Raw genomic sequence first — 13,804 nt, 5'->3', positions numbered from 1 at the left:
CCGACGAACGATTTTACCTCCCCGTGACTCGACGCCCCCGCACCCCAACCCCCATGGTCTAAGCCGGAGTTCACATCCCTGACCGCCGAACCCGGCTGCGGACGCTGGAGGGTGAGACATGAACGGTCTCGACTGGGCAGTGCTGATCGGCTACTTCGGCGTGATGGTGGCCATCGGCGTCTGGTCGCACCGGCGCGTGGACGACGTCGGCGACTTCTTCACCGCCGGCGGCCGGATGCCCTGGTGGTTGTCCGGCATCTCGCACCACATGTCGGGCTACAGCGCGGTGATGTTCACCGGCTACGCGGGCATCGCCTACGTCTACGGCGTCACCTCCTACGTCACCTGGGCGCTGCCCATCGCGATCGGCATCGCCATCGGCTCCCGGCTCTTCGCGCCCCGGATCAACCGCCTGCGCTCCCGGCTGGGCGTGTCCTCCCCGCTGGAGTATCTGAAGAACCGCTACGACCTGCGCACCCAACAGGCCCTGGCCTGGTCCGGGATGCTGCTCAAGATCGTGGACGTGGGTGCCAAGTGGGCCGCCATCGCCACCCTGCTCTCGGTGTTCACCGGACTCTCCCTCAACCAGGGCATCCTCATCACGGGCGCGATCACCGCCGTGTACTGCACGATCGGCGGCCTGTGGGCGGACGCGCTCACCGAACTCGGCCAGTTCGTCATCCAGTTGCTCGCCGGGATCGCGATGCTCGTCGCCGTCGCGGTGAAGCTGAGCGACCGGCACATCGGCCTGCTCGACGCCTGGGACCAACCCGCCCTGCACGACCACGACCAGCCGCTCGCGGGCCCCTACGGCACCGTCTTCCTGCTGGCGTTCCTGTTCATCAAGCTCTTCGAGTACAACGGCGGCATGCTCAACCAGGCCCAGCGCTACATGGCCACCGCCTCCGCCCGCGAGGCCGAGCGCTCCGCCCGGCTCTCCGCGCTGCTGTGGCTGGTGTGGCCCGTGGTGCTGTTCCTGCCGATGTGGCTCGCCCCGCTCCTGGTGACGGCACAGAAGCCCGACGGCTCCGACTCCTACGCGCTGATGACCGAACAGCTCCTCCCGCACGGCCTGTTGGGGCTCGTGGTCGTCGGCTTCTTCTCGCACACCATGGCCATGTGTTCCTCCGACGCCAACGCCGTCGCGGCCGTGTTCACCCGGGACGTGGTCCCCGTGCTGTGGCGGCGGGCGCGGGTGTGGGGCGAGCGGGTGGGGCTGCTCGCGGCCCGGGTGACCACCGTGGTCTTCCTCGGCCTGTCGATGGCGGTCGCGACCCAGGTCGACTCGCCCGCCCTGAAGGACATCATCACGGTCGTCATCAAGTGGGTCGCCGGGCTGATGGGCCCCATCGCCATCCCCATGATGCTGGGCCTGCTGCGCCCGTTCCGCCGCTCCGGACCCACGGCCGCGCTCACCAGCTGGGCCGCCGGACTGCTCGCCTTCTGGCTGGTCAACTACCCGATCAGCTGGCACGTCCAGGGCGGAGTCCCGCTCCAGTACCAGGTCTCCGTGCCGCTCGCCGTCTCCCTGGTCCTCTACATCGTCATCGGCCTGATCAAGCCCGAGGACACCCCCGAACGGCTGGCGGTCATCGAGCGGATCAACACGGATGGTGACGCGGCGGCCGCCGTACCCGCCCCGGCTCAGGCACGCGGATAGCGCGCCAGCCACCCCGGCGCCGAACCCGCCGGGCTGTGCAGGGCCGGACCCTGGGTCATCTCCATGGCGAAGTCGTCGGCCAGCTCCAGGATCGTGGGACGGCCCTCCAACTCGGCGAGCCACGCCGGGGGCAGGGCCGTCTCGCCGTGCAGGGCGCCGAGGAGGCCCCCGGTGAGGGCTCCGGCGGCGGCGGAGGGACCGGACTGGTTCACCGCCAGGCACAGGCCGAGGCGTACGTCGTCGGCGGCCAGCGCGCAGTAGACGGCCGCCGCGAGCAGCCCGTCCGCCGTGCCGTCCCCGGCCAGCTCCTCCACCCGCACCGGGTTCGGCGGGCCAAGGCGTACCGCGTTCACCGCGTGCTGGAGCGCCTCCACGACCGGCTCGTGGCCCGGCCGCGCCGACAGCAGCGCCACCGCGCTCCACACGGCCGCGTCCAGGTCCTCGCCGCGCGCGAGGGCGTGCACGATCACGGCGTACGCCCCGGCCGCCAGGCACGCGACGGGATGGCCGTGGGTCTGCGCCGCGCACTCGACGGACAACTGCGCCACCAGCTGCGGCTCCCAGCCCACCAGAAGGCCGAAGGGGCCCGAGCGCGCCACCGCCTCGGGGCCCAGCTCGCCGGGGTTCTTCGGCCGCTCCAGCGTGCCCATCACCTCGTCGCCGAGGCCGCTCAGCAGCGACCTCGGGGGCTCCCTGCGGGCGTACAGCCACTCCTCGCGGGCCAGCCAGCCGTCCTCCTTGCGCCGCTCGTCGGGGCCCCAGTCCCGCTGGGTCGCCCGCCAGCGCAGATACGCCCGGTGCAGATCGGTCGGCGGATGCCAGGCACCGGTGTCCCGGCGGACCTGTGCGCGGATCAGGCCGTCCACCGTGAACAGGGTGAGCTGGGTGTGGTGGGTGACCGCGCCGCGCCGCCCGTGGGCGAAGCCCAGGTCGAGCACGCCCTCCGCGCCGTACGCGGACCGGATCTCGTCAAGACCGAGCACGTCCACAGGGGCACCCAGCGTGTCCCCGAGCGCGATGCCGAGCAGGGTGCCGCGCACCCGGCTGCGGAAGTCCTGCTGTTCGGTGCGACCCCAGACGGCGCCGCTCGTCGCACCCATGCAGACCCCCTCACGGCACCTCGCGTCCGGCCGACGGGCAGCACTGTAATGGACCACGAACGGTCCGATCAGCCGCGCAAACCGGCCTCGCCAGGCCATTACCGGTCAGGTGTGAACGCTTTGTTTTCGCGTTCACACCTGTGAGCCGGTGTGAACCGGTGCGAGGGTCAGGGCCTCACCCCTTGGCGGCCTTCAGCTCCTCCGGACACGGCGTCCCGCGCGGCAGCTGGTACGGCGCCGCCAGGTGGTACGTCCCCGCCCGCGGTGCGAGCAGCACCGTCCAGGCGTCGCCCTGCGCGTCCTGCGGGGTCTCCGCCAGACAGCCGCTGACGTTGACGTACGTCTTCGGCACGCCGTCCGCCCGCTCCTTGGACGCCTCGGTCTCCTGCGGCGGCTTCAGCGGCTTGCCCCGCTCGTCCACCACGCTCAGCCAGGGCGAGTACGGAATCCGGATCAGGACCCGGCCCGCCCTGCTCACCTTCAGGGTCATCTCGCCCTGCTCGGCCCGCAGGACCACCGCGTTCGGCGCGGCCAGCGGCACCGGGTCCGTCACCCGGTACAGCTGCCAGTTCGCGTTCCCCCACACCTGCTTCAGATACGGCATCCCGCGCAGCACCAGCTCCCGCTCGCGCTGCCCGCCGTCGCCGTCCGGGTCGTCGGCCTTCGGCAGCACCACGTAGTGCACCGCCCAGCGCTGGAGCCACTCGTGATAGTTGGCCGAGTTCAGGGTGTCGTCGTAGAAGAGCGGGTTGCGCTCCATGTCGGCCTGGCGGTTCCAGCCGCGCGCCAGGTTCACGTACGGCGCGAGCGCGGACGCCTCGCGGTGCGAGCGGGCCGGTACGACCTCCACCCGGCCCTTCTCCGCGCCCACCTGCTGGAGCTCGTTCACCAGCGGGGCCAGCTCATGCGCCCAGGACGCGGCCGGGGTCGTGTGGATCACGTCCTCCGCCGACTTGAAGCCGATCCAGCCCACGAACCCGGCGACGGCCAGCACCAGCGCGTACCACTTGTGCGTGCGCGGCACCGCGAACGGCAGCGCGGCCACCAGCGTCGCCCCCGCGAACAGCATCGGCAGCCGCGAGATGTTCGTGCCGATCTGCGAGCTGATCAGCCACACCAGCACCACGGCCACGCTGTAGACCCCGGCCGTCAGCCGGACCGTCACCCACTCGCGCGGCACCAGCACCACGCACAGCAGCCCGTACAGCAGCGGCATGACCACCGAGCCGAACGTCATCGGCTGGGTGCCGGAGAACGGGAACAGCCACGCCGACAGGGCCACCACCGCCGCGGGCGCCAGCCCCAGCGCCCACGCGCCCGGCCGCCGCTTCTGGAGGAACAGCGCGACCGCGACCAGGCCCACGAACAGCCCCGCCACCGGCGAGGACATCGTCGCGAGCGCGGCCAGCGGCGCGGCGGCCAGCGCCTTCGCCCAGCGCTTGTAGCGGCCCTCGTAGGGCCAGTACAGCAGCACCGCGACCGCGCCGATCCCGAACAGCGCGGCCAGGCCGTACGCCACCCAGCCGGACACCGCACCGGCAAGGAGCGCGAACACTCCGGCGAGCAGCGCCAGCGGGGCCGCCGCCAGCGCCTTCGCCCAGCTCGCGTACCGGCCCTGGTACGGCCAGCAGAACACCGCCGCGACCGCGCCGAGCGCGAACATCGTGCCGAGCCCGAACGTCACCCGGCCCGAGGCCGCGTTGCCCATCAGCGCGAACACCCCGGCCAGCGCGGGCCACAGCGGCCTGCGCACCGCCCGGCCGCGCACCAGGATCAGGGTGAGCAGCCCGGCCGAGAACGTGCCCGCGATCATCATCGTGGTCCGCACACCGAGCACGGACATCAGATACGGCGACACGACGCTGTACGACACCGGGTGCATCCCGCCGTACCAGGCCAGGTTGTACGCCGAGTCCGGGTGCCGGCCGACGAACTCCGCCCAGGCGTCCTGCGCCGCGAGGTCGCCGCCGCTGTTGGCCGACGTGAAGAACCAGATCACGTGCAGCACGGCGGCGAGGGCGGTGATGAAGAGGACGGGGTGCTCGTGGGGCCAACGGCGCCAGGCCGGAAGGCCCTCGGCGGGCGGGTCGGCGGGTCCGGGGGTCCGCGTGGCGGTGTCCGTACCGGCGTTGTCCGTACCGGCGTTGTCCGTACGGGGGCTGTCGGTACGGGTGCTGTCGGTCCCGGCGTGGTTCGTGCGGGGCTCAGGGCTCATGCGAACACCGCCCCCGGTGTCGTCGGCGCGTGTCGGCTCGGCTGTGGCCACCTGAAGGCACTCCCCGTGTCCCGTCTGCTGTTCCCGGCCACCTGTTTCCGGTGCTCCCGCCGGGAGTCGTCCCGTTGCGCGGCCTTGTCCCGTGACCGGTGACCTGCCCCGTTTCGTGACGCTAGCACGCACCCCGCCGCACGGCTCCCGGGCGGGAACACATGCGGCGGGGTGCGGGGTGCCGGGTGGTGCGGGCGCTCAGCCCAGGCGGGTCAGTTTGCTCCCGAGGCCGGGCTCGGCCAGGTCGTCGCGGAGCGCGACCGGCACCTGGACGGCACCGGCGGAACCGTCACCGACGGTGAGCGTGCCGACCTTCGTGCCCGCCTTCGCGGTGTGCGGGACGGTGCCGCCGGCGAAGGACAGCTTCACCTTCAGACCCGCCCAGCCGATCGCCTTCACGTCCTCGGTCACCTCGACCGGGGTACGGCCGCCGAGCCCGTCGTCCACGTACCCGACGACCGTGCCCTTCTTCAGGACCGTCGCCGACTTCAGGGCGCCCTGCGCGGCCCGGATCAGCGCGTCGCCCGCGTTCAGGACGCCGGTGAGGATCGAGTTGTCGGACTTGGCGGGGGGCTGGCGCATCGCGGCACCGATGATCAGCCGGGTCTGGCCGTCCACGTCCTTCTTCGCGGCGAAGACCAGGTTGCCGAGGGCGGAGGTGGTGGTGCCGGTCTTGATGCCGACGACGTTGTTGTGCCCGACGAGCTGGTTCCAGTTGGAGTGGTACGTGCCCTTGTAGTCGGTGTACGACATCATCGCCGCGACCTCGCGGAACGCCGGGTACGCCATGGCGGCCTTCGCCAGCTTCACCTGGTCCCGGGCGGTGCTGACCGTCGAGTCGGTCAGGCCGGAGGGGTCGGTGTACTTGGTGTTCGACATGCCCAGGCCCTTGGCCGTGGTGTTCATCTTGGCCACGAACGCGTCCACGGACCCGGCGTCCCAGCGGGCGACCAGGCGGGCGATGTTGTTCGCGGACGCGAGCAGGATGTCCTCCAGCGCCTCGCGCTGGGTGATCTCGTCATCCGCGGTGACGTTCACCGTCGACTCCTGGCCCGCGTTCGACTGCGACTCGGCCGTCTTGTCGATCTTGATCTTCGGGCCGTCCTCGCCGCTCTTCAGCGGGTGGTCGTGCAGGATCAGATACGCGGTCATCACCTTCGCGACACTCGCGGTCGGCACGGGTTTGTCCGAGCCGGAGGAGCCGAAGGTGCCGATGCCCTGCACGTCCAGCGCGGCCTGGCCCTCGGCGGGCCACGGGATGTCCGCCTTCCCGCCCTCGAAGGTGTACGTGTCCTTCGCGGTCAGGTCGAGCGTGGGCCGGGGCAGCGGCCGCACGGCCTGTACGACTCCGAGGATCACGATCAGCAGCAGGACCAGCGGGGTCCAGATCTTGACCCTGCGCACCAGCGTCCGCACCGGGGTCTCCGGCGGGGGCGGTGTGTTCGTCAGCTCGGCGAGCAGATCCAGCGGCGGCTTCGGCGGCAACGGCTGCTGCGTCGTCCGCTCCGGCCCGACCACCGGCACGGTCCGCGTCTCTTCTGCCGGGGCGGCGGTCCTTATGTCCCCCTTGAGCGCGACGAACCTACTCGTCCGCTCGGCCTCGGCCTCGGCCTCCGGCTCCTTGGTCTTCCCGCCGATCTTCAGCATGGTGGTCGGCTGATCGACGTCCCGCTTCTTGGCGGGAGAGGGCGCGCGAAGCGTGGTGGTCGGCTGGTCGCCGCCGCCCTTGGGGGACTTGGGCGACTTGGGCGCGCGGAGGGTGGTGGTGGGCTGGTCGGTGGGGGCCGGCTTGGTGGCGGGCTTGTCGTCGTCGGGGGCGGGCTGGGGGGTGGGGATGAGCTTGTCGGCTGCGCCGGGCTTGTCAGTAGGGGTCGACTTGTCGTCGGCCTTGTCGGCGGGGCCGGGCTTGCTGTCCGGCTGACCGGCGGGGCTCGACTTGCCGTCGGGCTTGGCGGTGGGGGTGGCCTTGTCGGCAGGGGTCGACTTGCTGTCCGCCTTGTCGGCGGGGCCGGGCTTGGAGCTGGGGATCGGCTCGTCCCCGGACTTCGTGTTGTCGGGCTTGTCGGCAGGCTTCGGCTCGGAGGCGGGGGCGGTCTTGCCCTCGGGTGTCCTGGCGGAGGCCGACTTGTCGCCGGGGGCAGCCTGGTTGGACCTGTCGGCCGGGGCCGACTCGGAGGCGGGAGTGGCCTTGCGGTCGGTGTCGTCCGCGGGGCTGGACTTGCCGTCGATGCCGGGCTTCCCGGTCGGGGCCGACTTGTCCTCGGGCTTGTCGGCGGTGCCGGAAGTGGCGCCAGCGGCGGGCTTGTCCGAGAGTTCCGGCTTGGAGGCGCGGGCAGCGTTGCCGTCGGAGACCGATGCGGAGCCAGGCGTGGCCTTGCTGTCGGCCTGGGCGGCGGGCGTCCCGGCCAGGGTCGGCTTGTCTGCGGGCTCGGCGGCAGAAGTCGGTTCGTCCTCGGCCTTCCGCGCGGCGGAGCGGGGTTCGGTGTCGGCGGCGGACTCGTCAGTCGGCCCAACCTTGGAGGCGCCGGCGGGGCTGGTGCCCCGGGTCGCCTGGTCCTGCGGCTCCTGCTCGGCGAGGCCGGACTTGCTGTCGGCCTTGTCGGCGCGGTTGGTGGCCTTGGCGGCGGAGGCGGACTGGGCGTCGGCCTTTCGCTCGGCGGCACCGGAGGCGGTCTTGCCGGTGGAGCCGGGCTTGCCGTCGTCTTCCCGCTCGGCAGAGCCGGAGTCAACGCCGGAGGCGCCCTTGTCGGAGGACTTGCTGTCGGCCTCGGCGGCGGAGCCGGACTTGGCGTCGGAGGTCGGCTCGTCCTCGGCCTTCCGCTCGGCGGAGCTGGACGCGGCGTCGGCCTTCCGCTCGGCAGAGCCGGAGCCGGGCGCGGCAGCGGCGGCGGACTTGCCCTCGGGCTTTCCGGCGGGGACCGACCTGTTTGCGGACCGGTCGGCAGACCCCGACTCGGGGGCAGTGGCGTCACCGGCGTCCAGGGCGGAGTCCTCGGCACCGCCGCTCATGGCCGCCCCGGTGGAATCCTCGTCGGCACCCAAGGCCGAACCACCCTTGGCGGCAGCCTCGTTGGCGTCGTCCTCGGAGGCATCGGCGGCGCGCGAGGCGGAAGCCTTCCTGGTCGCGTCGGCGGCCCCGGGGGCAGAGCCGCTGCTCTTGGCCGCGCCAGCGGAATCGTTGCCGCTCGCGGCAGAGCCCTCGGCGGACGGCTTGCCGTCGCTCTCGGGGGCGTCATCGGCGCGCGCAGCGGAAGCACCCTTGGCCGCGCCGGAGACGGAGTCGCCGTCCTCGGCCGCGTCGCGCGAGCCCCCGGCGTCCCGCCCGGAACCCCCGGCGGAGCCGTTACCGGCGTCCTCGGAGGCGCTTGCGGAAACGTTGTCGCCGGCGCTTTCGGAGCGGCCGGAGCCCAAGGCGCCCGCAGCCCCCTCCGGAGCCTTGGCGGCAGCCTCGCCGGTCCCCCGAGGAGCCTCGTCGTCCCCGCCCTCAACGGAGTTGGTATCGGCGGCCCCCCGCGAGTCCTTGTCCCCGGCCGCGCCGGAGGCGAACCCCTCGTCACCCGCACCCGCACCCGCACCGGAGGCGCCCGCGGACCTCTCCTCGGACCCGGCCGAATCCACCCCCTCCGCCGAACCGACGGAGTTTCCCTGCTTCGACCTGTCGGGGGACTCGCCCGCCACCGATGCCTCCTCCATGCGCCGCACGCTCGCCGCGCGCCCTGTCCGAACCATGTACCAGTGTCCTGTGTGGGGGCTTGCCCAAGGTGGTAGACGAGAACGACATACCTACCGGTTCCCCCATGAACCGGGCACGCACCCTCGACAGATGAATGTGAGAGGCGTCACCCTGTCATTCATCCACGCGGGGAGGCATGGATGGGCAGGAGCCGCAGAACAATTCCGGAAGAGCTTCTGCTGCTCGCACTGGACCCGGCCACGGGTACCACTGCGCAGCCGCAGTCGCTCGACCTCGGTCTGGCCGGTGCACAGCTAGTGGAGCTGGCGCTGGCCGGACGGATAGCCCCAGACGGGGATCGTATCGCCGTGGTGGTGCCACGGCCGACAGGAGATCCAACTCTGGACAGCGCGTTGGAGCTGCTGCGCAGGCGCGGCGCTCCGGTACGGGCGGTCCACTGGATCGGCGGCCCACGACTGGGCCTGCGCCAGACCTACCTTTCACACCTCGAACGGTGCGGAATGGTCGCCGCGGTGGCAGGCCAGATGTGCGGGGTGCTGCCGACGACGCGGTACCAGGCGACGGACACGGCGATCAGCCGCGAGATCCGCGCCCGCCTGGACGCCGCGATCCGCACCGGCGTACCGCCGGACCCACGGACCGCCGCGCTCGCCGCGCTGGCGCACGCCGTCGGTCTCGGCAAGCACCTCTACCCGGGCAACGAGGGCCGCTCGTCCCGTTCCCGGCTGCGCGACCTCATACGGCACGACCCGATGGGCGGGCTCGTGGCCCATGCCGTCATGGACGTGCAGAACGGCGTCGCGGTGCAGCCGCGCCGGGGGCAGGCCGGGCCGCCCCGGCCGAGCGGTCCCGCGCGGGCCGAACCGGCGCACGGGGTGCCGATGCAGCCGCATCGCGGCCCCATGGCGCGGGCGGCCGCACACTGATCCACTCGCACGGTCGATGGCATGGCGGTGGGGCGAACGTCGCCCCACCGCCATGCCGTTCACCCCAATCATGTCCGAACTGGCGCGTACGCGCCGCATATCCGATGTTTTCCAGCGGTAGAAAGCACCTTGGTGGCAGTCTGCTCAACAGCAGATACACAAAGTGTCAGGAACAGGCAGGCAGCCGGAGGTGCGCTAACCGTGGCGTCCAATGTCAATCCCACTGTCAGGCGGCGCCGTCTCGGCCAGGAGCTGCGCAGACTCCGTGAAGCGAAGGGCATGACCGCCGAAGAGGTGGCGGACCGCCTGCTCGTGTCGCAGTCGAAGATCAGCCGGCTGGAGAACGGCCGCCGCAGCATCAGCCAGCGCGACGTGCGCGACCTGTGCGGGGTCTACGAGGTCGAGGATCAGCGGGTCGTCGACTCGCTGATGGAGATGGCCCGAGACTCCCGCCAGCAGGGCTGGTGGCACACCTTCGGCGACATCCCGTACAGCGTGTACATCGGCCTGGAGACGGACGCGCAGTCGCTCAGGGTGTACGAACCCCAGCTGGTGACAGGCCTGTTGCAGACCCGTGCGTACGCCGAGGCGCTGGTGCGCGGGGCGTTGCCGGAGACCTCGACCGCCGAGATCGACAAGCGGGTCAACGTCCGTATGCGCAGGCAGGAACGGGTCACCGCGGAGGGCACCCCGCTGCGGCTGTGGGTCGTCCTGGACGAGGCCGCGCTGCACCGGGTGGTGGGCAGCAGGCTGGTGATGCGCGAGCAGCTGGAGCACCTCATCGAGATGTGCCAGCTGCCTCATGTCACCGTGCAGGTCCTGCCGTTCGAGGCGGGCGCCCACCCGGGGCTCAACGGCCAGTACGCCATCCTCGAGTTCGCCGACGCGGCCGACTCCAGCGTGGTCTACCTGGAGGGCGTCACCAGCGACCTGTATCTGGAGAAGGCGCCCGACGTGCAGAAGTACGCCGTGATGTACGAGCATTTGCGGGCACAGTCCCTCAGTGTGGAACTTTCCCGGGAGTTCATCGCGAAGGCGGCCAAAAACTTCGCGGACTGACGCCGCCGGACACGCGGCGAGGGATCGTACACCGTCGGGCCATCCGGGCGGAGGCGCGTTTGGAATATGCCATCCGCTCGGGTGAACGGCCCATCCATGAACGGCTGTTGCCGGGTAGCGTCGATCACGCCAATCGATCGACAGGGTTGGCGTGAACCGCACCACCGCAACTCGCAACAGGAGTGGACATGGCACTGATTCAGGGCGCTTCGGAGACGTGGATGAAGTCCTCCTATTCCGCGGGCAACGGCGCCTGCGTCGAGGTCAAGTCGCCGACCGCCGCCGAACTCGCCGTTCGCGACTCCAAGGTCACCGAGGGGCCCGTGCTGGCCTTCCCGGCCGCGGCCTGGAACACCTTCGTGGCCTCGGTCAAGGCGTAAGGACCCCTCCCGGGTCCTTCTCCGCCTCCGTGGAAGCGCGACCGATGCTTCGACGGCCACGCGCGAAACAGCACCCCGCGGAGCCCTCTCGGCCAGACGCCGTCCTTGCCGAGGGGCTCCGCGCACTGATACCGACCGAGGGCGTACCGGGCCGACTTCAGCGCACCGGGTACGCCACCTCGCACGCCGGGTCCTGCGGTCCGGCGGTCACCCGCTCCGGAAAGAAGACCTCACGGCCCGGCCCGGTGATCTCCAGACCGGCCGCTTCCACCCACCGCTCCACCGCCTCGAACGCGGCCACGAACAGCGGAAGGGTGACCTGATCCCTGACGATCCGGGTACGCGCCAGCCTCCCCGTCGGCTCCACCTGTACCCGGACGGTCCCCGGGCCGTCGTAGTGCCGTGCGGCCCACTCACGTGCCGCCGCCCCGTCCGCCACCGGCACACACGCCTCGACGGGCCCGTCACTCTCCGTCGGCCCGCTCTCCGGCGGCACCTCGGCGTGGTACACGACGAACGGATCGCCCGCCACGCCCCCGCACTCCCTGGCCACCGCCTCCAGACGGTCCAGCGACTCCGTGACCCAGGTCGGCAGCTCCTCCACCAACGGTCGCCGCGACTCGATGAGCACCGCCCGCTCCGGTATGTCCACCGTCTCGACCGTGAACCTCGCGTCCATCTCCGCAGTCCCTCCGCACAGCCGGTCACGGAGTTCGGCGACAAGGACCCGCTGCTCGGCGATCCGGGCCTCCACGTGCGCCCAGTACCAGTCCAGCCGGTCGGCGGCCTCCAGCCCCTCGGCCTTCAGCACCCCCGCGACCCGGGCCAGCGGCATGTCCAACTGCCGCAGCAGACCCACCAGGCGGGCACGCTCGACCTGCGCCGCACGGTAGTAGCGGTAGCCCGTGGCGTCGTCCACGTGGGCCGGGGCGAGCAGGCCCCGCCGGTCGTACAGCCGGAGCGCCTTGGGCGACAGCCGGGACCGCGCGGCGAACGCGCCGATGGTCAGCAACTCGTCGTCCGCGGTGGCCGGCGGTTCGTCGTCCGCGCTGGTCAGCGGCTCCTCGTCCACAATGCCTTCCTCCGTCGCCGGGCGGCTCCTCCGCCCGGCGACAGCGACATTCGGCCCTGCCCCAGGGGCAAGGTCAACCGTCAGCCGAGCTGGGTCTCGATCGCGGCCACGATCTCCGCCGACTCAGGCTCGGTCTGCGGCGAGAAGCGGGCGACGACGCCGCCGTCGCGGCCGATCAGGAACTTCTCGAAGTTCCAGCGGATGTCGCCGGTGTGCCCCTCGGCGTCCGCGAAGCCCACCAGGCGCTCGTAGAGCGGGTGCCGGTCGGCGCCGTTCACCTCGACCTTCTCGGTCAGCGGGAAGGTCACGCCGTACGTCGCCGAGCAGAACTCCGCGATCTCCTCGGCGGAGCCGGGCTCCTGCCCCATGAACTGGTTGCAGGGCACCCCGACCACGGTGAAGCCGCGGTCGCGGTAGCGCTCCTGGAGCCGCTCCAGGCCCGTGTACTGCGGGGTCAGCCCGCACTTGGAGGCCACGTTCACGATGAGGACGGGGCCGCCCGCGTAGCGCGCGAGGCCGGCTTCGCCGCCCTGGAGGGCGCCGATGGGGGTGTCCAGTACGGGGGTGTTGTCATCGGTTGTCGTCATGGGCGGATGCTAACCGGGGGGATGCGGGCCCGTGCCGCCCGGCTCGCCCCTGTCACTGGTGAGCCGTCCCGCCGCCACCAGCCCGTCCCCGGCCGCCGTGCGCTCGTACAGCACCGAGCGGCCCGCCCGGCGGCGTACCACCAGACCCGCCTCCCGCAGCACCTTCAGATGGCGGCCGACCGAGCCGAGGGTCTGGCCGGTCACCGCCGTGAGCTGGGTGGTGCTCATGGGGGAGTCCAGCAGCAGGAGGACGCCCGCGCGGGCCGGGCCGAGCAGGGCGCCCAGGCCCGCGGGGAGCGGGCGCTCGCGGTGCCAGGCGAGGGAGCCGGAGCACGGGTAGACCATGGCGTACCGCTGCCCGTCCTCCCAGGCCACCCAGCCGCCGCGCTGCGGGGTCACCGGGACGAGGGCCAGCGCGGCGCCCGAGATGTCGCGCGGGGGATACGCGTACAGGTTGACCTGGAGGCGGCTGTCCCCGAGCCACCGCGTCCGCCCGGGCCGGAGCGAGTCGAGCACCCCGGCCCAGCCGTCCCGGCTCACCCGTGCCGTGCGCGCCAGCACATCCGCCTCCAGCACCTTCCGGCGCCGCTCCCAGGTGGGCCGTACCGTCTCCGCCCACACCCACTCAAGGAGCGCGGCCGCCCGCTCGGGCAGGTCGTCCCGCTCCAGTACGGCGGGGAGCGGGCCCTCGACCGACAGCAGCAGCTGGGCGCGGGCGTCGGCCGGACGGGCGGCCCGTACCCGCGCGACCTCGGTGGCGAAGTCCTCGCCGGGGCGGGGCGTGGGGGTCAGGAAGTCGGCGGTCCAGTTCCGGCCCAGCCCGGCCCGCACGAGGCGTGCGGTAACCGGTTCTTCGGCCAGCAGGGCTTGATAGCGCGGGAGATGGGCGCGCAGCCACTCCCGCTCCCCGGGATGCGAACCGCTCCCCGTGTGCAGCAGCCACAGCGCGGCGAAGGTCTCGGCGAGCGGCGAGATGACGAACCGCCCGCGCGCGAGCGTGTCGGCGTCGAGCTGCCACCACCCCAAGTCGGCCACCACCTCAAGTCGGCTCCTCCGCACG

10 protein-coding genes are annotated in these 13,804 nt (G+C 72.0%); 4 read left to right on the top strand and 6 right to left on the bottom strand.

The features are described 5' to 3' along the window. Nucleotides 1-118: 118 nt before the first annotated feature. On the top strand, nt 119-1,660 hold the full coding sequence (locus AB0E91_RS15240) for a sodium:solute symporter family protein (protein ID WP_361780699.1): 1,542 nt from the start codon (nt 119-121) through the stop codon (nt 1,658-1,660). Here AB0E91_RS15240 and AB0E91_RS15235 read toward each other — a convergent pair. The 3 genes from AB0E91_RS15235 to AB0E91_RS15225 all read right to left on the bottom strand — a co-directional run bounded on the left by AB0E91_RS15235 (nt 1,645) and on the right by AB0E91_RS15225 (nt 8,719). After that, nucleotides 1,645-2,760: an ADP-ribosylglycohydrolase family protein gene (locus tag AB0E91_RS15235; protein ID WP_361780696.1), complete on the bottom strand. Its 1,116-nt coding sequence runs from the start codon at nt 2,758-2,760 to the stop codon at nt 1,645-1,647. The two genes, AB0E91_RS15240 and AB0E91_RS15235, sit on opposite strands and share 16 nt — an antisense overlap. A gap of 175 nt (nt 2,761-2,935) precedes the next feature. Then, complete coding sequence (locus AB0E91_RS15230; protein WP_361780693.1) at nt 2,936-4,975, bottom strand: MFS transporter; 2,040 nt, start codon at nt 4,973-4,975, stop codon at nt 2,936-2,938. A 249-nt stretch (nt 4,976-5,224) separates the two neighbouring features. Beyond that, nucleotides 5,225-8,719, bottom strand: coding sequence for a D-alanyl-D-alanine carboxypeptidase (locus AB0E91_RS15225; RefSeq protein ID WP_361780690.1), 3,495 nt, complete (start codon nt 8,717-8,719; stop codon nt 5,225-5,227). A gap of 180 nt (nt 8,720-8,899) precedes the next feature. Between AB0E91_RS15225 and AB0E91_RS15220 the strand changes: the two genes are divergently transcribed. From AB0E91_RS15220 to AB0E91_RS15210, 3 genes are all read left to right on the top strand, one after another. Next, nucleotides 8,900-9,646, top strand: coding sequence for a GPP34 family phosphoprotein (locus AB0E91_RS15220; protein ID WP_361111612.1), 747 nt, complete (start codon nt 8,900-8,902; stop codon nt 9,644-9,646). 201 nt (nt 9,647-9,847) lie between these two features. After that, nucleotides 9,848-10,705, top strand: a complete 858-nt coding sequence (locus AB0E91_RS15215) for a helix-turn-helix transcriptional regulator (RefSeq protein ID WP_361780685.1) — start codon at nt 9,848-9,850, stop codon at nt 10,703-10,705. A 188-nt stretch (nt 10,706-10,893) separates the two neighbouring features. Then, entirely contained in the window at nt 10,894-11,085 is a 192-nt protein-coding gene (locus AB0E91_RS15210) for a DUF397 domain-containing protein (protein WP_161182085.1), read from the top strand. 157 nt (nt 11,086-11,242) lie between these two features. Here AB0E91_RS15210 and AB0E91_RS15205 read toward each other — a convergent pair whose 3' ends face one another. The 3 genes from AB0E91_RS15205 to AB0E91_RS15195 form a co-directional block, all read right to left on the bottom strand. Next, entirely contained in the window at nt 11,243-12,157 is a 915-nt protein-coding gene (locus AB0E91_RS15205) for a helix-turn-helix domain-containing protein (protein WP_361780682.1), read from the bottom strand. 80 nt (nt 12,158-12,237) lie between these two features. After that, entirely contained in the window at nt 12,238-12,744 is a 507-nt protein-coding gene (locus AB0E91_RS15200) for a glutathione peroxidase (protein WP_361780679.1), read from the bottom strand. 9 nt (nt 12,745-12,753) lie between these two features. Further along, nucleotides 12,754-13,770 (bottom strand): winged helix-turn-helix domain-containing protein, encoded by a 1,017-nt coding sequence (locus AB0E91_RS15195; protein WP_361781321.1) that lies wholly within the window; start codon nt 13,768-13,770, stop codon nt 12,754-12,756. Nucleotides 13,771-13,804: the final 34 nt, after the last annotated feature.

This window comes from Streptomyces sp. NPDC026659 (genome assembly GCF_040638245.1).
Classification (GTDB): Bacteria; Actinomycetota; Actinomycetes; order Streptomycetales; family Streptomycetaceae; genus Streptomyces.
Note: the sequence above shows the minus strand (reverse complement) of the source record. Positions and strands in the feature narration are given on the sequence as shown.

Excerpts from the sequence above, each read along its gene's own strand:
- AB0E91_RS15240 (WP_361780699.1), top strand. The coding sequence starts at position 119 with ATGAACGGTCTCGACTGGGCAGTGCTGATCGGCTACTTCGGCGTGATG.
- AB0E91_RS15225 (WP_361780690.1), bottom strand. The coding sequence starts at position 8,719 with ATGGAGGAGGCATCGGTGGCGGGCGAGTCCCCCGACAGGTCGAAGCAG.
- AB0E91_RS15235 (WP_361780696.1), bottom strand. The coding sequence starts at position 2,760 with ATGGGTGCGACGAGCGGCGCCGTCTGGGGTCGCACCGAACAGCAGGAC.
- AB0E91_RS15210 (WP_161182085.1), top strand. The coding sequence starts at position 10,894 with ATGGCACTGATTCAGGGCGCTTCGGAGACGTGGATGAAGTCCTCCTAT.
- AB0E91_RS15220 (WP_361111612.1), top strand. The coding sequence starts at position 8,900 with ATGGGCAGGAGCCGCAGAACAATTCCGGAAGAGCTTCTGCTGCTCGCA.
- AB0E91_RS15200 (WP_361780679.1), bottom strand. The coding sequence starts at position 12,744 with ATGACGACAACCGATGACAACACCCCCGTACTGGACACCCCCATCGGC.
- AB0E91_RS15230 (WP_361780693.1), bottom strand. The coding sequence starts at position 4,975 with ATGAGCCCTGAGCCCCGCACGAACCACGCCGGGACCGACAGCACCCGT.